Origin of the sequence: Rickettsia endosymbiont of Orchestes rusci, assembly GCF_964030945.1 — a bacterium.
Taxonomy (GTDB): Bacteria; Pseudomonadota; Alphaproteobacteria; order Rickettsiales; family Rickettsiaceae; genus Rickettsia.
In genome coordinates this window covers 153,675-172,248 of sequence record NZ_CAXIQG010000001.1, presented here as the reverse complement: position 1 = coordinate 172,248, position 18,574 = coordinate 153,675, and the positions used below count along the sequence as shown (strand labels likewise).

Below are 18,574 nucleotides of genomic sequence, written 5' to 3'. Positions count from 1 at the left end.
TATTTAGTTATTAATACTCAAATGATTTGGAAAATTGAAATGTAAAACGAGGGGCGAGTGCGTGAATCCATAAAACCCGTCATTGCAAGCGACCAAAAGCTTTGTTGCATGGATCGAATTTTTGGTGTCATTCTAGCTAAAGGCGGGGCGTTGTTGCATGGCTCATAATTTACCGTATTATGGTTATTATAAGTACGATGTCATACCGTGGCTTGACCCACTAGTGTACGAACGTTTAAATAAAGAGGTAAAAATTCTGTCATTCCGTGGCTACGACCACGGAATCCAGCTTATAATATCATAAAAAGATTCTAAAATAAGTCTAATATGGCTTTATTCTCCTGGATGCCGTGATCAAGTCACGGCATGACACAGCCTTTTTTCAACGTTCGTACAGTAGTGGGCTTGACCACGGTATGACAAGTTTTAAGCGATTTTAACCATCCATGCAACAAAGCCGCGAACAAAGGGAACGCGGTAATCCCGAAAATAATAATTTACATAACATTTTGTACTAATTTTTTCCTGGATTGCCGCGTCGAGACTACGTCCCTCCTCGCAATGACGGGGTAAGATCGAGCCATGCAACAAAGCCAATGCCTCCTCGCAATGACATTCCGGTATCCATGCAACAATACCAAAAACAGAGGAGTATTACTTATCATCCATTTCGGCAAAGACCTCTTCCCAAGAGCCGGTAGTTGCCGCTTTGGTATATTCCGTCGGTCTGTTTTCAAAAAAGTTGGTATGTTCAACGCCGTTTAGCATTTCATCAAGCCAAGGCAAAGGATTATGATCAACTAAATAAATTTCTTTAAGACCCAGCTGCATTAACCTACGATCGGCAATATAACGGATATATTGCCTTACTTCCCTGGCAGTTAATCCTTCAATTCCGCCTACCTCAAAAGCCAGCTCAATAAAAGCATCTTCAAAATGCACGATGGTAGCGCATGCTTCATAAAGACGGCTACGAAGCTCTTCAGTCCAAACTTCCGGATTTTCTCTAACAAAAGTTTTAAACAACATAATAATCGAATTAGTATGTAACGTTTCATCTCTTACCGACCAGGCAATAATTTGCCCCATACCTTTCATTTTATTAAAACGCGGGAAATTTAGCATAATTGCGAAAGATGCGAATAATTGTAGCCCTTCGGTAAAAGCTCCAAAGACGGCTAAAGTAGCGGCGATATCTTCTTTTGTTCCAACACCGAAACGCTGCATATAATCATATTTATCTTTCATTTCCTTATATTTAAGGAAAGCTGAATATTCGACTTCCGGCATCCCCACCGTATCAAGTAAGTGAGAATAAGCCGCTATATGAATTGTTTCCATGTTAGAAAAAGCCGATAACATCATTAATATTTCCGTCGGCTGGAATACTCTTGAGTAATGTTTCATATAACAATTATTTACTTCAATATCGGCTTGCGTAAAAAAGCGAAATATTTGTGTTAATAAATGTTTCTCACCGGGTGTGAGATTATATTTCCAATCTTTAACGTCATCAGCCAGCGGTACTTCCTCAGGCAACCAATGAATTTTTTGCTGGGTATGCCAAGCTTCATATGCCCACGGGTAGGAAAACGGTTTATAAATCGGGCTTGCATCAAGTAGTGACATATATTTCCTTTTATTTATTCTTTTAACTTTTCGGTGTTATACCGTGGTCAAGCCGGCGTTATTGCATGGCTCGAATTTTCGATGTCATTCCTAGCTCAAGGCGGGGCGTTGTTGCATGGATGAGTAAAGCAGGTTCCTATGTCATTCCCTCGAAAGAGGGAATCCAGACTTTTATTTGTCATGCTGAACTTGTTTCAGCATCTCTTGAAAAATATCCTGAAATAAATTCAGGAGGACTATAATTTTCTGGATTCCCGCCTGCGCGGGAATGACATAAGAGAGCAGGGAATGACATCGAAAATTCGAGCCATACAACAACGCCGCCTTGAGCTAGGAATGACAACTATGGTTTTATCGATCCACGCAACATTGACATCGGTAAAATCTATATTTTACTGACAAACTAAACATTCGTCATATTTATTTGCCTCTGCAATTTTACCGGCATCGTCAATTTTCTCATTGTCTTTCTCGATATCTTTAAAATCAACTTTAAGCACGTTATGGGAAACTTTATCTGCTCGTTGGATTGAAGTCGAGCGGCAATAATACAAACTTTTTACACCCTTTTTCCAGGCTTTAAAATGGATATTATTTAAATAATTTTTACTGACGTTACCGGGCAGAAAAATATTTAAGGACTGAGCTTGTGAAATGTGCGGCGTTCTGTCGGCAGCTAACTCTATCAGCCAATTTTGATCTATCTCATAAGCAGTTTTAAACACTTCTTTTTCTTCGTTCGATAAGAATGTTAAATGCTGCACTGATCCTTCATGCGTGGCAATCGAAGACCAAACTTGCTCATTATTAAAACCTTTCTCCATTAAAAGCTTTTCTAAATGTTTATTACGTACGTTAAAAGAACCGGTTAAAGTTTTCTGAATAAAACTATTAGCGGCAAACGGCTCAATTCCCGGTGAGGCATTGCCGGCAATAACCGAAATTGAAGCAGTCGGCGCAATCGCCGTTTTATTACTAAAACGCTCCTTACTTCCCACTTCTTCCGCATCAGGGCAAGCTCCCCTCTCCTCTCCCAAAGCTATTGAAGCTTTATCGGCTTCGCCCCCTATATGCTCAAATATTTTTTTATTCCAAACTTTCGCCATTACCGACTCAATCGGTACATTCTTTAATTGTAGGAATGAATGGAATCCCATTACACCAAGGCCGACGCTACGCTCACGCGTGGCTGAGTATTTGGCTCTTGCCATAGTATCAGGTGCTTTATTGATAAAATCTTCTAGCACATTATCGAGGAAAAGCATAATAGCCGGAATAAATTCTTTATCATGTTGCCACTCTTCAAAATATTCCAAATTTAATGAAGACAGACAGCAAACGGCGGTTCTGGCTTTGCCCAAATGATCGATTCCCGTCGGCAAGGTAATTTCACTACAAAGATTCGACATTTTAACTTGCAGCCCTAGTTTTTTGTGATGCTCCGGTATAGCTCTATTAACACTATCAATAAATAACAGATACGGCTCACCGGTCTCTATTCTGGTAGTTAGTAACTTAACCCACAAATCTCTAGCTCTAACTTTACTGACGACTTTTTTAGTTGCCGGACTAATAAGCTCAAAATCCTTATCATGCTCAACGGCTTTCATAAATTCATCGGTTACGGCTATACCGTGATGAATATTTAGAGCTTTACGATTAATATCGCCGCCGGTCGGACGTCTTATATCGATGAACTCCTCAATTTCCGGATGGTTAATCGGTAAATATACGGCAGATGAACCACGTCTAATAGAGCCTTGTGAAATGGCAAGAGTCATGGAGTCCATCACTTTAATAAACGGTATGATTCCCGAAGAATTACCTTTACCGCTGATTACTTCATTGATAGAACGAACATTTCCCCAATAACTACCGATTCCGCCGCCGCGTGATGCGAGCCAAACATTTTCCGTCCATAATTCTACTATATCGTCTAAACTATCATTAGTTTCATTTAAGAAACACGAAATGGGTAAACCTCTATCCGTTCCGCCGTTACTTAAAATCGGCGTTGCCGGCATGAACCACATTTTACTCATATAGCCATATAATCGCTGTGCATGCTCTTTATTTGCCGCATAATAACTTGAAACTCTAGCAAATAATTCTTGAAAATTTTCATTCTTTAAAAGGTAACGATCTCTTAAAACGGCTTTACCGAAAGAGGTAAGCAAATTATCGTTATTAAGATCGATATTTATTTGAAATTTAGCTTTTGCAGGTGCGTTCATTATATGTACTTAATATATTGATAAATTTAGTAATAGAGTAAGAATTAATATTTAGCGTGGATAGCTAAAATGATGTTATAAAAACTTAAAACAGCCAAAATATTTCCTGCAACAACGCCAGTATTACCTGAAGATGTCATTCTAACTATAAAGGCGGGAATCCAGAAAAATTATAGTCATGCTGAACTTGTTTCAGCATCTCTTTTAATATATCCTGAATTTATTTCAGGATGACACAAGAAGCCTGGATTCCCGCCTTTAACTAGAATGACATACGGCACTTTTTTAGAGCCATGCAACAATGCATTTTGTACTAATTTTTTCCTAGATTGCCGCGTCGGCACGATGTGCCTCCTCGCAATGACGATTCTAGTATCCACGCAGGCATTGCCCCGCGGTAATGACATCTCAAGAGTTTTACCTATCCACATAACTCATTAATTAGGTACATTTTCGTACCGATTTTGGGTATCATAATATATCCTTAGTAGACACGAGAATAACATTTTATTCAATATAAATATTTAAAATTATAACAGATTTTTTTCTTGACACTAAGCGCTCCCGCATAACCTAGGGAAAGTAGATTTTTTAACAACTACAATGTAAAAATATAGTCAGTATGTTACGGTAGCAGTAATAGTATCAGTGTAAGAACCGGCTTGGGCAAGAGGCTGCGCCGGGAGCGTTGCGTATATTGTGTGGTTATTAGTTCCCGAACCGATAATAAGGGTGAAACTACCGGTAACCACAATATTAGTGAGATTAAGAATTTGCGTTCTAGGATTATCCTTATATAAATTATAATTAAGCGTCTTTATTCCACTTTTCATTTGACGAGGGGTAAAAGTCCCTGATGAGCCGGTACTAAAACCCACACTATAATTAAGAAGTAACCCAACTAGACCTGTGCATGTTACGGACATATTAATAGTAATCGGTGTAGGAGTATTGGCAAAAGGAGCAAAATTACCGAAGGCAACTGTTGGAATAGTTGCGGTACAAACTGCAAAGCTATTAGAAATTAAGCTTAAATTAATACAAATAAAAATTATTAATTTTACTATTCGCATACCACCTCTCCTAAATCTAATATTGAATCTGAGGCAGTAAAATCATTATTAATTGATGCCTCAAAGCGGCAACAATCATCATCCTGACAGGCCTTACCTTTTAATGACTTTAAATCTTTAATATTATGTATATATAACTTACCGTTATATCCGACAAATAATTCCTCTTCTATACCTTCAATCGTAACAATTTTATCGAAAGGTATAACTTGTTTATTTCCGTCTACTAAAACCATTTCTACACTATTGACTATAGTAACGCCAAAATCTACTACAACCGCACTTTTCCATTTTGGCGCTACTTTTAAAGCTAGAGAATTAAATTCGGTATCTAAAGGAAGAGTTTCGTCATCTAACCTTATCTCCGATGATATGTAAGGCAAGACGTTAGGTATAAGCACTTTTCCATCCTTATTAGTATAACCGGTTATTAGGTTATTATTATAAATAGCAACATCTTTTAGTTTTCCTACTTTAACCAGAGCTAGGCTATCATTAATCGGTCTAGTAAAGTAAAAATCTTTGTCTAAAGTAACAATACTTCCCTTAACTTCCAATTGTGAAGTTAAATTTTTATTATATTTATATAAATATAAGGCAGTATCACCGATTTGACCGTTTCTGTTAAATTGCAAATTATAATCCAGAGTCTTACCTTGCATTAAATTTGCAGTATATCCAAAGCCAAGCGGTGTACTTATAGGAGCAGAAAAATTAATTTGTTTAGTATTATATTTATTTTGATAAGAATTACTTACACTAGCGCTTTTTGAGCCGCCAAGATTCATGCCAAAAGTCATATAAGCAAAAGTATGTTGGTGTTTTCTATTTAAATCCGTTCCGGCAGTAATATTAAAAAAAGTGTTTTGGGTAATATCTCGTTGATAACTAGTTGATATAATTTGCAAACGCTTACTTTTCCTTTCACTAGTATCTGAAGCAAAAGATAAAAAATTAACGGAAATACTACCTAATGTTTCACCGTTATAACCTGCTGACATTTGATAACTTATCTCGGAAGAAGTAAGCAGCGGATAATTATAAATATCATAATAATTATTACCGTTTTTACTTATATTAGCATTAAAATCCCAGCTTGAAGACTCATAACTATAACCTATCAGGACTCTTTGAGCATTATTAATGTTATGGATATTAGATGCCAGAGAAGCGGTAATTACCCCATAATTACCGATTTGAACATTATTAGTAGTACCGATAGTGCCAAAACTCTTTAGGGATTCAAAATGCATACCGGTAGTCCAATAATCGGAGACCCCGTACATATAATCGGCATTCGTAATAAAATATTGATATTCGTTGCTTTCTACTGCAAAATTTTGTCTTTGAATACCGGAGGCGAAAGAAAAATTGGATAATCCTTTAGTCAATAAGACAGGGGCTACATAATAAGGAATAGTAACTGTTTGAATCTTACCGGTAATATCTTGAGTTTTAACTACTAAATCTCCTCTACCGGTGATAACAGGCAGATTAAATACATTAAAATCTCCTACTTTAGATTCGCCGTGAAAAATAGAACTAGAATTTGCATAAACGTCAAGAGTACTAGGCAATTCTGATTTACCGGCAAATTCCAGTAAAGGATGAGTAATTAAATTCGGTCTTATCGAAAAGTTAGTAGCATATTGCAGACCGATGAACCTGCTGCTATTAGACCAATCCGCTGCCTTTGTTAGACTATCGCCGATTCTCCATCTAGCGACATTCTCGACATTATCAAATGTCCAATTTGTTTCAAGCCGAGTGAAAATATTGTAATCCCGTTTAAAATTCTTTTGTGGTTTAAAACTGGAATTAATAGGCGCACTTCGCATAACAAAAATATTACTTAATGTTCCATATTCACAAAAATAATTTAACTCTTGAAAGCCGGCTAAATATTTAGCGTCGGAGGTATCGGTTAATGTTAAATCATAATTTAGAAATGCTCCGTTTATCGGCTTACCGGCAATTTCTTGCTCCGGCACCTCTATAGCATTAAACTGTTGAAGTTTCATTTGATTTGGAGGAAATTTGATTTCTAAAGCGAGAGTTTCTTCATCCAAACGATAATTTGTTCCCTGAAGTAAATTTAAATTAATATAATGTATCTCGTTTAAATCTATGCTAGCACCGGCTAAATATTCATCTTTAATATTAAAGGCCTTCAGATCATCTAAAGGAACTAACATATGATTTGCGTTATTTCTTACTACTATAGAAAAATTCTCAGAGTCAATATAATTAACTCTTAACGTTACTATTAATGCTCCACTTTCTATATTATATCCTATACTATTTTCTATATTATCGTCGGCAAAGCTAGTAGCTATTAGTAAGGTAATGCTTGCAATTAATAACACCTTACTAAGAAAAACCATCCTAAGAAATTGTTGATTTATTTTCATTCCCACAATCTCTTTTTCATTCCCATGAGGCATTATTGCGTGGATCGAAAGTTGTTGCAAAAAGGGTGTCATTCCCGCGCAGGCGGGAATCCAGAAAAATACTTTTTAAGTCATCCTGAATTTATTTCAGGATCTTTTGCAATAGATGCTGAACAAGTTCAGCATGACAAAGAAAAGCCTGGATTCCCGCCTGCGCGGGAATGACACCAACAACGTTTATCGAGCCATGCAACAAAGCCCCGTTTTTACGAGAATGACATAACTAGTATACTACCCTATAGTTACCGGTACTCTAAACTCTACTACAAATTGAACCTGAGATTGTATACCTGCCTGCCTATGCGGTAGCTCCTTTACCGCAATTCGATAAGCATCTTGGTCCCTGCTATAGCTCATCTTATTAATTAAAGCAATACGTACTAATTGAGTTCTTCCGGCTCCAATTCTAAACATTACAGGTGTTGCTATCAAATCTTCTGTTTCCTTTAAAACTTCTTTACCGTTTTTATATTCTACTTTATAAATTATTAACTGAAAACTCTTCGGTACATCATTATCATTCCTTAAGTTAAGATTAGCTATCCTATTATCTTTATTTATAGTCAGCTTTACCGGGGCAATAGTAAAAACTGCTTGAACAACAGAGGAAGTTAAGCAGATTAATATTAAAGTTAATAAGGAATAAAATTGTTTTTTCATAATGTAATCTCTATTCTAAAATTATGGAAATGTTACCGTTACGGTTATTGTATCCGTATAAGTAGAATCAACAACGGCAGTATTCTGACCCAAAGGAATCCTACCATATACTATTATCCCTTGAGTGTTACCGTTTCCTGTACCTGCTACCGTATCAGTGCCTATTATATCTCCCCAGTTATTATTTCTACCAAAATCAGAATAAAGAAAGTAGTTAAGGATATTAGTTGTAGGTGTTCCTCTCATTTTGCGAGTTGAGGTGGTAGCACCCGGAGCAAGACCGGCATCTAAGCCGATTTTATATGTCGTACCGTTAGTACAAGTTACGTTAATAGTTGTTATTTGGTCTGAATTAGCCGTATATAAATAACTACCGAAGTTAAGAGGATTTGCTGAAACACTGCAGTTATCCGTAATATTAGCGGTAACTAAAAAATTAGTTGTTGCAGGAGAAGAGAGAGCTACACCGTTAAATATTATTAGACCGATAAGAATAAAATAATGAATTAAATACTTCTTCATAAGCTAAGCTCTATGGAAATGTTAAGGTTACGGTTATCGTATCGGTATAAGTAGAATCTACAAAAGCAGTATTCTGACCTGAAGGAATCCTACCATATACTATTACCCCTTGAGTTGTACCGTTTCCGGTGCCCGCTACAGTATCAGTACCTACTATATTACCCCAGTTAGTAGTCCTACCAAAATCAGAATAAAGAAAGTAGTTAAGGATATTAGTTGTAGGTGTTCCTCTCATTTTGCGAGTTGAGGTGGTAGCACCCGGAGCAAGACCGGCATCTAAGCCGATTTTATATGTCGTACCGTTAGTACAAGTTACGTTAATAGTTGTTATTTGGTCTGAATTGGCCGTATATACATAACTACCGAAGTTAAGAGGATTTGCTGAAACACTGCAAGCGTCAAGGATAGTAGCAGTAACCTGAAAAGTGGTATTAGTAGTAGCTGCTGTAGCATTTTCCGTAAAAATCAATATATTTAATATTATGAAGCTAATGTGCCGAAAACACTTTTTAAGATATTTTTTCATAAATAATTTTTAATTAAAAATAAGTAACTTTCTTAATACTATAATTCATATTTTATTAAGTTTCAATTTTAAGCTATTTATTTAACTTGTTTAAACAGTGTGAAGTCTTTGAGAAAGCTTTTCAATAATATTAAAGTATCCTCCTATCCTTATTATATGAATATTAATAAAGTAATGATATTTTAAACACACGATACAGTAAACTTGTTCAGCATGATCTCTAACATTTCATAGATTTCCCTCATAGCGGCGTTGTTACATGACTACTAGAATCGTCATTGCAAGGAGGCAATGCCCGCGTGGATCGGAGATTGCCATAAAAAGGATGTCATTCTAGCTAAAAGCGGGAATCCAGAAAAAACACTTTTTAAGTCATCCTGAATTTATTTCAGGATCTTTTTCAATAGATGCCGAAACAAGTTCAGCATGACAAAGAAAAATCTGGATTCCCGCCTTTAGCTAGAATGACACCGAGGGCGTTTTTAACCATCCATGCAACAACGCCGGTCAAGCCACGATATGACACCCTACTTGTAATAACCTTAATACGAAAATACGAATCCACGCGGGCGTTGCCTTCCCGCTTAAACTAGCATGACATAAGAAGCTTCAGAAACGACAAACGACATAAATTATGCAAAAAATTTCTTTTTGATAAAGTTTTTTCGATTTTACTTGAATTAGTGGAAGTTATTTGCTATGAATTTCCTTGGATAGGTGGCCGAGCGGTTTAAGGCACTAGTCTTGAAAACTGGCGTACGTTCACGCGTACCGTGGGTTCGAATCCCACCCTATCCGCGCCTATATTCCACACAATTCATTATTTTATAGAAGTTTTGAAGAAGCTATAGCTTAATAATATTTTGATATATAGCGTTTAAAATTCTGCCCTTCATATCAGAAAAAAAAGCAACTGACTCACGCTGTTGCTTTTTTTTGAAGTTATACACGATTTGAAATCCACAAAAATAAAATTCTTTTTTAGATATCTCGTTAAAATTGCTGGATCACACTCGTTACTACGCCCCAGATATAAGTATTTTCTTCTATTTTAGTAGGTAAAAAATCCTTATTTTCCGGCACTAAATATGCTTCATTATTTATTATCTTCAAGCGTTTAACGGTAAATTCATTATTAATAACGGCAATGACTATTTTATTATTAGTCGGCTTTATTGATTTATCGACTATTAACAAATCATTTTCTTTAATACCGGCATCCAGCATAGAATCACCGGTCACCTGAACAAAAAAAGTTGCTTTCGGATGTTTAATTAAATGACTGTTTAAATCAAGGCTATTACTCATATACCCATCCGCCGGCGAAGGAAAACCTGCTTGGACTTTTGTTTCGTATAGAGGTAATTCACAAATCTTTTCAACAGAACATTGTGAAATTTTTGCTACCTTCATTATAACCTATAAATATAATTAATCATAAAATTAATTATAATTCATCCTTAGATTTAAATCAAGTAAGAGTTTTAACTTTAACAATAGATTTTAAAACTCAATTTAGTTGAATTTTTTTACTTTTAATAACTTTAGTCTCTTTTAATTTTCAAGAAAAGTAAGTATTATTAAATCATAACAAAAACAAATAGGTTGAAACTAAAATAAATAAATCAGTTGAAATTAAAATAAATTTTACTACTATAGGTATAGCAAAGATTATTAAGGTATAGACGTTAAATTTTAGAGCGAGCTAAGCTACGCGTAGATTAACTACGTGAGTACAAGCGAGACTCACGAAATTTGATGTGCTGATCCTGAATGCAGGGAAAGTGAGTAGTTTTTGGCAGCGGTGCTTGATGCAACTTTTTTACCGCTTCGCAAGCTATAATAATTTTTTCATTATTTTCCTTTAAAGAATAGGCTTTCAAAGAAATACCGGAAATAGCGCGTTCAAGAAGTAAAGCATTATGTTGCTGCTCTAAAAGCCTTACGGCTCCGTAGCCTTCAAAAATTTTAAGAGCCTCTGCTTCTTGCATAAGGCTTTCCTTATCAAATCCGAGTTTTAAAATAATAGGCTTATCATTTTGAAAACCTGACAAAACATAGTTAAACGATAAATTATCTACGGGTTTAAGTTCAGATAAATGCCATTTTTTTGCTATTGCTGCTATAATTTGCGGCAAGCCTTTAAGCCAAATTTTTCCTTGCTCTTTATATAAACTAATTATATTTTTTGTAAGTATATTCATTATCATTAAAATATTAATTACAAATAAAATATATTATGAATATCCATTTGAAAATAGCAAATTTAATTCCCGGTTATTTAACGGTAAAAAATTATGGATAATTTAAAATTTATATTTCAAGCAATAATCGGCACTCCTTTTTGGGTTTGGGGAATCTTTATCTATGTGCTATTTGTTGGATTGAAGGCAGCACATACCCGCGTTATTTCTCTTCCAAAACTTTTTATTATTCCTGTTATTTTAGTTGGAATAAAGTATAAATTATTTCTTTCGGGAAATAGTTCTAATATTATTATTTACTTATTATTTATAACTATCGGTTTTGGAATCGGTATTCTGATTGGATATAAAACGCCTATAAAATGCGGCGTTGTTGCATGGCTACCGGAATCGTCATTGCGAGGAGACATTTATGCCGACGTGGCAATCCAGGAAAAAATAGCAAAAAATGTTATGAAATTTATTATTTTCTAGATTGCCTCGCTCCTTGCGGTCGCGGCGTTGTTGCATGGCTCGAATTTTCTATGTCATTCCCGCGCAAGCGGGAATCCGGAAAATACTAATAAGTCATCCTGAATTTATTTCAGGATATTTTTCAAGAGATGCTGAAACAAGTTCAGCATGACAATGAAAAGTCTGGATTCCCGCTTGCGCGGGAATGACATACGGCACTTTTTTAGAGCCATGCAACAACGCCCTTGCCGGGTCCTCTTTATATTAACTTTTTACTAACTTAATATCCCTTGTGGAAATTATTTTATCGACCAAACCGAATTTTTTTCCTTCTTCAGGTGACATGAAATTATCGCGTTCCATATTTTTTTCAATGTGTTTTATATCATGACCGGTGTGTTTACTATATAAGCCGTTAAGTAGTCTTTTAACTTTTAAAGTTTCCTGTGCATGAATTTCTATATCGGTAGCCTGCCCTTGATAACCTCCTGAAGGCTGGTGGATCATTATGCGGCTATGCGGCAATGAAGAACGCATTCCTTTCTCGCCGGCACATAATAATAGTGATCCCATAGAACAAGCTTGCCCTATACAGAGTGTGGCGATTTTTGGTTTTATATATTGCATGGTATCGTAAATAGCAAGACCGGCCGTAACCACGCCGCCCGGCGAATTTATATACATGTAGATATCTTTTTCCGGATTTTCCGCCTCAAGAAAGAGCAATTGTGCTACTACAACATTTGCCATATAATCCTCGACGGTACCGCACACAAAAATTATGCGTTCTTTGAGTAGTCTTGAATATATATCGTAAGCTCTCTCACCTCTTGAGGTTTGCTCAATCACTATCGGTACGTATGATGACATTTAATTTTCTCCTGAGGTTTAACGATCCTTACACCTTAGCTTAGACGATCTACGTTTTTACTTCTTAACTAAAGCACCGGCAATTATATCACCGATATTCATAGTATTATCACTAGAGCCGTGTTCTTTAATTGCTTTCTCACGCTCTGCTATTTTCAGCGCTTTTATCGATAATAAAATTTTATTTGATTTATCAACAGAGATAATTTTTGCCTCTATTGTATCTTCTAAAGAAAACATTTCAGGTTTTTGCTCTCCTTTTTCTTCCGATAACTCTGATTTTTTAATAAAGCCGTGAGCCTTATTATCTATCATTACTTCTAAACCGTCATCTTTAATTGCCGTTATAACGGCTTTAACGACGGTGTTCTTTTTATATCCTTCGGAAGGCTCTTGAGCAAGATTTTCACTAAGTTGTTTTATACCAAGGCTAATGCGTTCTTTTTCAATATCGACGGCTAAAACTTTGCATTCTATTACATCATTCTTTTTGAATGATTTTAATAACTCCGTACCGTTACCTTCCCAGCTTATATCCCCTTCATGGATCATACCGTCGAGATTATCGCCGAGAGCTACAAATATACCGAAATCCGTAACATTTCTAACCGGTGCCGTAAGTACGGTTCCTACCGGATTTGCTTCTGCAAATTTTATTAAAGGATTATCCCGACATTGTTTAATACTTAAAGAAACTCTATGTTTTTCCGTATCGACTTCTAAAACTATAAATTCTACTTCCTGCCCGATGGTAAGCATTTTTCTAGGATATTGATTAGATTTTAGCCAACTAATTTCACTTGAGTGAACTAACCCTTCCACGCCGTCTTTTAGCTCAATAAATACCCCGTAATCAGCAATATTTGTTACTTTACCGATCATTTTTTTACCGACAGGAAATTCTTCTTTAATATTATGCCATGGATTATGGTCAAGTTGCTTCATACCTAGCGATATTCTTTTTGTCTCTTCGTTAAATTTAATAACCATCACTTTAACTTTTTGACCAAGCGTTAGAACTTCTGAAGGATGGTTAACTCTACTCCAAGAAATATCGGTTAAATGTAATAAACCGTCAACACTTCCTAAATCAATAAATGCTCCGTAATCGGTTATATTTTTTACAACTCCCTCAAGTACCATACCTTCTTTAATTTTAGACAACATTTCATCTCTAGCTTCCGATCTTGATTCTTCCAAAATAGCTCTTCTTGAAACCACAATATTACCAAGCTTTTTGTCCATTTTTAAAATCTGGAACGGCTGTTTAATATCCATTAATAAAGAAATATCTTTAACGGGTCTAACATCTACTTGACTACCCGGCAAGAATGCAATTACCCCTGATAAATCTACGGTAAATCCGCCTTTAACACGACCGAAAATTATACCGTCGACAAATTCACCTTTAGCGCAAGCAACTTCCAATTGCCCCCATAACTCTTCTCTAACGGCTTTTTCACGGCTTAATATAGTTCTGCCGTTACGACCTTCAATTTTTTCAATATAAACATCGACCACATCACCGATTTGCGGCATCACCTGATTAATAGATAGAGCAAATTCCGTTTTTGGAACTCTTCCTTCATTTTTTAATCCGACATCAACAATAATAACTCCTTCATCAATCCCTACTACCTGCCCTTTAACTACAGTACCTTCTTTAATATGGCTTGTATTTACGCTTTCAAGCATCTGGGCAAAATCACCGTCAAATTGGCTATTAATTTCTGCAAGCTGCGGGACAAATCTTTTCTTAAATTTCGGCATATTTTTCTCGATTAATATTAGTCAGTGCTAAACTAATATAATGTTTTTTTATAGGTTAATAAAATTAAGTATAAACAACTTAGCACTTTGGAGTTTTAAATAATTAATTTTAAAACTTCAAGTTATTTTACTCATGCTTAAAATAAATTATAGGCGTTAGTTTATAGAGTAAAGATATATTCGTGATTGCGAGGAGGTGCGTGAATACCTCAAACGTCATTGCGAGCGACCAAAGGCTTTGTCGCATGGCTCGAAAATTGCTATATTTTGAGTATTCTTTAAAAGTACCTCGATGTCATGCCGTGGCTTGACCACGGCATCCAGTCAGGCTTTTTAATTTTTTCTGGATACCGTGGTCAAGCCACGGTATGACAAGTTTTAAGCGATTTTAACCATCCATGCAACAACGCCATTGCTTCCTTGCAATGATGAGCCTTATTTTTTTATCTCTTTCTAACACTACCCCTGCAAAATAAATTGTGTTATTTTTTCTACGATTTCTTCAGGCATAAGGTCGGAAGTATCAATTACTAAAGCGTCTATTGCCGGCAGTAACGGTCCTGATTCTCGCTCTTTATCTCTTTTATCTCGTAGCTTTATCTGTTGTAAAGTTTCCGTAAGCATACAAGCTTTTCCCTTTTTTTGCAACTGATTATATCGCCTTTGAGCCCGAAGCTCGGCATTCGCAGTGATAAAAATTTTTAAATCGGCATCAGGGGCTATAACGGTACCGATATCCCTCCCCTCCATAATGATCCGCGCAGTAGATTTTATCAAATTTATCAAATATTTATTTAAGTTATTTCTAACCTCACTTATTGCTGCAACTTTAGAAGCAATATTTCCTATATATTCATCCTCTAAATCAACATTTTCCGTGATTTCTAAAGATTCCGATAAAGAAATAATTGCCTTAATATCATTAATATCTATTTTTTGATTAATACAATTAAAAGCAAGATTTCTATAAACAATACTTGATTGAAAATATGTAAGAGAAAATTTGCGCGCTAACATTTGACCGATCGTACCTTTACCGGAAGCAGCCGGACCGTCAAGAGCAATTACAAAATTTTGAGTGATATCAGAAGCTTTTGATTCCAGGGGCATAATTTAAGAGTCATTTTAAAAATATTATAAACTACGTAATAAATAATCTTATAAATAGCGCAAATAAAACTTGAAATCTAGACTATTATACAATAAATATAAAGTGTAAAAGTTACAAGGGTGATTAGCTCAGTTGGTTAGAGCATTACGTTGACATCGTAAAGGTCGGGGGTTCAACTCCCTCATCGCCCACCAGCATAAAATCAAGCTTTTCATAATCTACTAATTTGACCTCCCTACTCTGTATGCTGCTTATATGCTCATCACGTTTTGAAAAATAGTACTATAATTGCCTTGTGTGCCTCTTATAAACTGATGTTTAAGTTGAGGTCTTATGCACACTATATGCTGCTCACATTTCACTCCTGATTGTGTAATCCATGATGACGGTGATAAAAATTCCACTATCTTCTACAATTTTGTTGGTAATTTTATTCCACCTGAATGGAATAATCTGACCTCTAATAATGGTAAAATCTTAAGCAAAACTGCAAGACAGCTACTATCTCTAATAGTCTTCCGCATGCAAATCTATCATAATAATAGCATTGATGAACTTCAGGAAACTTATCACTTCTTTGAACAACACTTGGGAGTCTGTCAAGAACGAGTACGACAATGCTTACTTGAATTACAAAAAAGTAGCTTTATTAAAGTTTATAATGCAACAATCGTGAAATATGGCATTAAATGCCGTAATACTCCTTGTATTAAGCTGGCTAGAAATTTCCAACCTACTTCTAGCAAAATACCATCTGAAAATGAAAAAAATTTTGCATCAACTCCAAAAAACTTTGGGGTGAAACCCAAAGAAATTTTGCCTCAACCCCAAAAAAGTTTGGATGAGACAATATATATAGATAATAATAAAAATATATCTAATAAATCTAGATCTAGCGAATCTATCATTTTTCAAAATAAAAAAAATGAAACTGTTCAAAATCAGCAATTATTACAATATTCACAAAAACAAAATCTTGCACAAGAGTTAAAATTTGTAACAACAAGATCAGCAAATAATCAGCAAGAGAGTGAAAATGATAAAACATCTGAAAGTAATTTTATCATTGATCCATTACAGGTTAATAAGGCATTGCAAGCAGTTCTTGATAAGGTTGATAAGGCAAGATGTCAGCAAATAGTATCATCAGCTGATAATGCTTCAGCAGTAAAATCTGTGAAGAATCAAGGCTGGTTCAAAAGAAAAAAATTAACAGATTTCCATCCCTTAACTCAAGAAGAAGCCGATTTATTACAGGTAAAATCAAATCGAGAATTTAATCTTACTTTTATTAACAAGCTCTTATTGAAATTAGCAGAACAATACCCAGAACATCATTTTGGTCATAAAAAAGTGTTTTTAAATTACATGGCTAAAGCTTTAGCTCATGAACTGAGAGAAACTACTCAAGCTAATTGTGAGAAGTTTCAGTTTAAATCTAGCAATGTGCATAAAGTTAAGGAGCAATATCTAGATAAAATAGAAAGTAGCCTTGATACTAGCAAACAAGCTCAGATAAAACGTAAAATCATTGGTATTTTTGATCCTGATTCAGCTTATGAATTACTAAGCTCCTGCTTATTTATTGGGGTAGTAGGTAATAGCTATCAAATAAAACTGCTTAAAAATATTACGCTTTCAGAAAATGTACAAGATAAAATACTACAGCAAGTACAAATGATCTATGGCAGTAGTATTGAGAAGTTGAAAATCATACAATTTGCTGAGCTTGAAGCGAAGCAGAATAATACTGAAGATAAAAAACAAAATTATCTATTGCAGCTAAGCAAACAATTAAATCCTGATTCAATATGGTATAAAGTGAGGAAATTTCTCATTGAACGTTATAACCAATATATTGATTTTGGGGTATTAACTAAATTAGTAGTTGTAGAGGAAGATATAGTCAATAAAAAGGTAATCCTTAAATCAACAACGGCTTTTAATGATTACTATGTTAGAAATCGTCATATGCAAGATCTAGAAGAAGCTTTTAAGACTCAAGATTATTGCTTTGAATTAATCAAGTTTGAATATAACTAAGCTATTGTGGTAATTGATAATTTGTAATAACTACTTCATCAGATATTTTATTGTGCTCGGGCATGGAATATTTGACCTTAATAATACTAATATTAAAATTTTTGTATAAGTTTCTAATAAAGGGAGTATTACTATTAGAAATCATCATTTTAATGCCTTTATCATTAAGTTCTGTAGCAAAATCTTTAAGTCTCGTTTGCTCATTTTCATCAAAGGGTAATCTGGTATAAAATTTCTCACCTGATTTATGATAAGGAGGATCAAAATAAACAAAATCACCTTTTTGTGGTTCAATGAACGAAAAATCCATAGCACAAATAGATGTGTCAGCTAAAAGCTGACTACACTGTTTTAATCGAGAAGCAAGATCAGATTTACTATAATTCCTACCAGAGAAAGTTTGAGCTGGTTTGCCATCAATATTAATCCGGTAAATGCCTTTAAATGAATATCTATTAAGATAGATAAATCTTGCGGTAATCTTTGCTGGGTCGTTACTGTCATTATTACTTCTAACTTGATAATAATGTTCTTTAGAGTGTTTTTCTTTATAGGAGTCTAGTAATTTACTAACCTTATCTGGATTCTTCTTTATTGCGTTATAGCTAGTTACTAGCTCTAGATTAATATCAGATAAATAGCATTGTTTAAATTTATCTCTAATTTGAAAAAATAAAGCCCCACCACCAAGGAATGGTTCATAGTAGTTATTTAGTAGTGATGGAAGAAACTTAATTAATTGATCGGCAATTTTTCTTTTACCACCAACCCATTGTAGAAATGGTTGTGTTTTGTTTGAGTTATTTACTGACATGAAATTATTATTAAAATATTCATGCTATAATTATAGTATAAAGTAGGCTTAAATGCCAGCAAAATATCATATTCAAAGGAATTTTCGATAGTTTTTGTAGCATAATTAATACTACTTTGGATTTAGATGTAATAGATAAAGAGTTGAGCTAACAAACAATAGTAATTTAGCCATGTCTCATTTGTGCAGCTGTTTGCCCAATTGTATAAAAATCT

General features: G+C 34.9%; 21 protein-coding genes and 2 tRNA genes. 8 read left to right on the top strand and 15 right to left on the bottom strand.

All coding sequences use genetic code 11. The features are described 5' to 3' along the window. Positions 1 to 157: 157 nt before the first annotated feature. The gene (locus AAHM91_RS00820) at positions 158 to 304 is read left to right on the top strand and encodes a hypothetical protein (RefSeq protein WP_342269555.1); all 147 of its coding nucleotides are present in this window, start codon (positions 158 to 160) and stop codon (positions 302 to 304) included. A gap of 193 nt (positions 305 to 497) precedes the next feature. On the opposite strand, the gene AAHM91_RS00815 is transcribed toward AAHM91_RS00820, so the two are convergent. Both AAHM91_RS00815 and AAHM91_RS00810 read right to left on the bottom strand, forming a co-directional pair. Further along, positions 498 to 665 carry a hypothetical protein gene (locus tag AAHM91_RS00815; RefSeq protein ID WP_342269554.1) on the bottom strand — a complete coding sequence of 56 codons (168 nt, stop codon included), beginning with the start codon at positions 663 to 665 and terminating at the stop codon, positions 498 to 500. Next, a complete protein-coding gene (locus AAHM91_RS00810) occupies positions 655 to 1,629 on the bottom strand; it encodes a ribonucleotide-diphosphate reductase subunit beta (RefSeq protein ID WP_253307446.1) in 975 nt (324 codons plus the stop codon). Before AAHM91_RS00810 ends, AAHM91_RS00815 begins: the two co-directional genes overlap by 11 nt. 65 nt (positions 1,630 to 1,694) lie before the next feature. On the opposite strand from AAHM91_RS00810, the gene AAHM91_RS00805 reads away from it, so the two are divergent. Continuing rightward, positions 1,695 to 1,871 carry a hypothetical protein gene (locus AAHM91_RS00805; RefSeq protein ID WP_342269553.1) on the top strand — a complete coding sequence of 59 codons (177 nt, stop codon included), beginning with the start codon at positions 1,695 to 1,697 and terminating at the stop codon, positions 1,869 to 1,871. Positions 1,872 to 2,021: 150 nt separating this feature from the next. Here AAHM91_RS00805 and AAHM91_RS00800 read toward each other — a convergent pair whose 3' ends face one another. The 4 genes from AAHM91_RS00800 to AAHM91_RS00785 form a co-directional block, all read right to left on the bottom strand. After that, complete coding sequence (locus tag AAHM91_RS00800; RefSeq protein WP_253307445.1) at positions 2,022 to 3,863, bottom strand: ribonucleoside-diphosphate reductase subunit alpha; 1,842 nt, start codon at positions 3,861 to 3,863, stop codon at positions 2,022 to 2,024. Between the two features lie 176 nt (positions 3,864 to 4,039). After that, positions 4,040 to 4,270: a hypothetical protein gene (locus AAHM91_RS00795; RefSeq protein WP_342269552.1), complete on the bottom strand. Its 231-nt coding sequence runs from the start codon at positions 4,268 to 4,270 to the stop codon at positions 4,040 to 4,042. Positions 4,271 to 4,480: 210 nt separating this feature from the next. Then, positions 4,481 to 4,936: a spore coat protein U domain-containing protein gene (locus AAHM91_RS00790; RefSeq protein WP_253307443.1), complete on the bottom strand. Its 456-nt coding sequence runs from the start codon at positions 4,934 to 4,936 to the stop codon at positions 4,481 to 4,483. Further along, positions 4,927 to 7,347 (bottom strand): fimbria/pilus outer membrane usher protein, encoded by a 2,421-nt coding sequence (locus tag AAHM91_RS00785; RefSeq protein ID WP_342269551.1) that lies wholly within the window; start codon positions 7,345 to 7,347, stop codon positions 4,927 to 4,929. The genes AAHM91_RS00790 and AAHM91_RS00785 overlap by 10 nt, the downstream gene beginning before the upstream one ends. Positions 7,348 to 7,386: 39 nt before the next feature. On the opposite strand from AAHM91_RS00785, the gene AAHM91_RS00780 reads away from it, so the two are divergent. Beyond that, positions 7,387 to 7,551 (top strand): hypothetical protein, encoded by a 165-nt coding sequence (locus AAHM91_RS00780; RefSeq protein WP_342269550.1) that lies wholly within the window; start codon positions 7,387 to 7,389, stop codon positions 7,549 to 7,551. 66 nt (positions 7,552 to 7,617) lie between these two features. Here AAHM91_RS00780 and AAHM91_RS00775 read toward each other — a convergent pair whose 3' ends face one another. Genes AAHM91_RS00775 through AAHM91_RS00765 form a run of 3 tightly spaced genes read right to left on the bottom strand, consistent with a single transcriptional unit; the run spans position 7,618 to position 9,037 of the window. Continuing rightward, positions 7,618 to 8,046: a fimbrial biogenesis chaperone gene (locus AAHM91_RS00775; RefSeq protein WP_253307440.1), complete on the bottom strand. Its 429-nt coding sequence runs from the start codon at positions 8,044 to 8,046 to the stop codon at positions 7,618 to 7,620. Positions 8,047 to 8,067: 21 nt separating this feature from the next. After that, entirely contained in the window at positions 8,068 to 8,568 is a 501-nt protein-coding gene (locus tag AAHM91_RS00770; RefSeq protein WP_342269549.1) for a Csu type fimbrial protein, read from the bottom strand. A gap of 10 nt (positions 8,569 to 8,578) precedes the next feature. Continuing rightward, complete coding sequence (locus tag AAHM91_RS00765; protein ID WP_342269548.1) at positions 8,579 to 9,037, bottom strand: Csu type fimbrial protein; 459 nt, start codon at positions 9,035 to 9,037, stop codon at positions 8,579 to 8,581. A gap of 464 nt (positions 9,038 to 9,501) precedes the next feature. Between AAHM91_RS00765 and AAHM91_RS00760 the strand changes: the two genes are divergently transcribed. Next, positions 9,502 to 9,687, top strand: a complete 186-nt coding sequence (locus tag AAHM91_RS00760) for a hypothetical protein (protein ID WP_342269547.1) — start codon at positions 9,502 to 9,504, stop codon at positions 9,685 to 9,687. 118 nt (positions 9,688 to 9,805) lie between these two features. Further along, a tRNA-Ser gene (locus tag AAHM91_RS00755) sits at positions 9,806 to 9,892 on the top strand. Between the two features lie 195 nt (positions 9,893 to 10,087). Here the strand turns inward: AAHM91_RS00755 and AAHM91_RS00750 are convergent. Both AAHM91_RS00750 and AAHM91_RS00745 read right to left on the bottom strand, forming a co-directional pair. Then, on the bottom strand, positions 10,088 to 10,507 hold the full coding sequence (locus AAHM91_RS00750; RefSeq protein WP_253307437.1) for a LexA family protein: 420 nt from the start codon (positions 10,505 to 10,507) through the stop codon (positions 10,088 to 10,090). Between the two features lie 308 nt (positions 10,508 to 10,815). Further along, positions 10,816 to 11,298, bottom strand: a complete 483-nt coding sequence (locus tag AAHM91_RS00745) for an aminoglycoside phosphotransferase family protein (RefSeq protein WP_342269546.1) — start codon at positions 11,296 to 11,298, stop codon at positions 10,816 to 10,818. Positions 11,299 to 11,391: 93 nt separating this feature from the next. Between AAHM91_RS00745 and AAHM91_RS00740 the strand changes: the two genes are divergently transcribed. Further along, positions 11,392 to 11,772 carry a hypothetical protein gene (locus AAHM91_RS00740; protein ID WP_342269545.1) on the top strand — a complete coding sequence of 127 codons (381 nt, stop codon included), beginning with the start codon at positions 11,392 to 11,394 and terminating at the stop codon, positions 11,770 to 11,772. A gap of 243 nt (positions 11,773 to 12,015) precedes the next feature. Here the strand turns inward: AAHM91_RS00740 and clpP are convergent, their stop codons facing one another. The 3 genes from clpP to cmk all read right to left on the bottom strand — a co-directional run bounded on the left by clpP (position 12,016) and on the right by cmk (position 15,501). After that, positions 12,016 to 12,621, bottom strand: a complete 606-nt coding sequence (gene clpP / locus AAHM91_RS00735; protein WP_253307434.1) for an ATP-dependent Clp endopeptidase proteolytic subunit ClpP — start codon at positions 12,619 to 12,621, stop codon at positions 12,016 to 12,018. A gap of 57 nt (positions 12,622 to 12,678) precedes the next feature. Further along, complete coding sequence (locus AAHM91_RS00730; protein ID WP_342269544.1) at positions 12,679 to 14,391, bottom strand: 30S ribosomal protein S1; 1,713 nt, start codon at positions 14,389 to 14,391, stop codon at positions 12,679 to 12,681. A gap of 459 nt (positions 14,392 to 14,850) precedes the next feature. Next, complete coding sequence (gene cmk / locus AAHM91_RS00725) at positions 14,851 to 15,501, bottom strand: (d)CMP kinase (protein WP_410526149.1); 651 nt, start codon at positions 15,499 to 15,501, stop codon at positions 14,851 to 14,853. A 118-nt stretch (positions 15,502 to 15,619) separates the two neighbouring features. Between cmk and AAHM91_RS00720 the strand changes: the two genes are divergently transcribed. Both AAHM91_RS00720 and AAHM91_RS00715 read left to right on the top strand, forming a co-directional pair. Then, positions 15,620 to 15,696 (top strand) — tRNA-Val (locus AAHM91_RS00720). A 139-nt stretch (positions 15,697 to 15,835) separates the two neighbouring features. Beyond that, on the top strand, positions 15,836 to 17,545 hold the full coding sequence (locus AAHM91_RS00715; protein WP_342269543.1) for a hypothetical protein: 1,710 nt from the start codon (positions 15,836 to 15,838) through the stop codon (positions 17,543 to 17,545). Position 17,546: 1 nt separating this feature from the next. Here the strand turns inward: AAHM91_RS00715 and AAHM91_RS00710 are convergent, their stop codons facing one another. Beyond that, entirely contained in the window at positions 17,547 to 18,359 is an 813-nt protein-coding gene (locus AAHM91_RS00710; protein WP_342269542.1) for a DNA adenine methylase, read from the bottom strand. Positions 18,360 to 18,574 lie beyond the last annotated feature (215 nt).

Coding starts and splice junctions, on each gene's coding strand:
- AAHM91_RS00820 (WP_342269555.1), top strand. CDS start 158: ATGGCTCATAATTTACCGTATTATGGTTATTATAAGTACGATGTCATA.
- AAHM91_RS00815 (WP_342269554.1), bottom strand. CDS start 665: ATGATAAGTAATACTCCTCTGTTTTTGGTATTGTTGCATGGATACCGG.
- AAHM91_RS00810 (WP_253307446.1), bottom strand. CDS start 1,629: ATGTCACTACTTGATGCAAGCCCGATTTATAAACCGTTTTCCTACCCG.
- AAHM91_RS00805 (WP_342269553.1), top strand. CDS start 1,695: ATGGCTCGAATTTTCGATGTCATTCCTAGCTCAAGGCGGGGCGTTGTT.
- AAHM91_RS00800 (WP_253307445.1), bottom strand. CDS start 3,863: ATGAACGCACCTGCAAAAGCTAAATTTCAAATAAATATCGATCTTAAT.
- AAHM91_RS00795 (WP_342269552.1), bottom strand. CDS start 4,270: ATGTCATTACCGCGGGGCAATGCCTGCGTGGATACTAGAATCGTCATT.
- AAHM91_RS00790 (WP_253307443.1), bottom strand. CDS start 4,936: ATGCGAATAGTAAAATTAATAATTTTTATTTGTATTAATTTAAGCTTA.
- AAHM91_RS00785 (WP_342269551.1), bottom strand. CDS start 7,347: ATGAAAATAAATCAACAATTTCTTAGGATGGTTTTTCTTAGTAAGGTG.
- AAHM91_RS00775 (WP_253307440.1), bottom strand. CDS start 8,046: ATGAAAAAACAATTTTATTCCTTATTAACTTTAATATTAATCTGCTTA.
- AAHM91_RS00770 (WP_342269549.1), bottom strand. CDS start 8,568: ATGAAGAAGTATTTAATTCATTATTTTATTCTTATCGGTCTAATAATA.
- AAHM91_RS00760 (WP_342269547.1), top strand. CDS start 9,502: ATGCCGAAACAAGTTCAGCATGACAAAGAAAAATCTGGATTCCCGCCT.
- AAHM91_RS00750 (WP_253307437.1), bottom strand. CDS start 10,507: ATGAAGGTAGCAAAAATTTCACAATGTTCTGTTGAAAAGATTTGTGAA.
- AAHM91_RS00745 (WP_342269546.1), bottom strand. CDS start 11,298: ATGAATATACTTACAAAAAATATAATTAGTTTATATAAAGAGCAAGGA.
- AAHM91_RS00740 (WP_342269545.1), top strand. CDS start 11,392: ATGGATAATTTAAAATTTATATTTCAAGCAATAATCGGCACTCCTTTT.
- clpP (WP_253307434.1), bottom strand. CDS start 12,621: ATGTCATCATACGTACCGATAGTGATTGAGCAAACCTCAAGAGGTGAG.
- AAHM91_RS00730 (WP_342269544.1), bottom strand. CDS start 14,391: ATGCCGAAATTTAAGAAAAGATTTGTCCCGCAGCTTGCAGAAATTAAT.
- cmk (WP_410526149.1), bottom strand. CDS start 15,501: ATGCCCCTGGAATCAAAAGCTTCTGATATCACTCAAAATTTTGTAATT.
- AAHM91_RS00715 (WP_342269543.1), top strand. CDS start 15,836: ATGCACACTATATGCTGCTCACATTTCACTCCTGATTGTGTAATCCAT.
- AAHM91_RS00710 (WP_342269542.1), bottom strand. CDS start 18,359: ATGTCAGTAAATAACTCAAACAAAACACAACCATTTCTACAATGGGTT.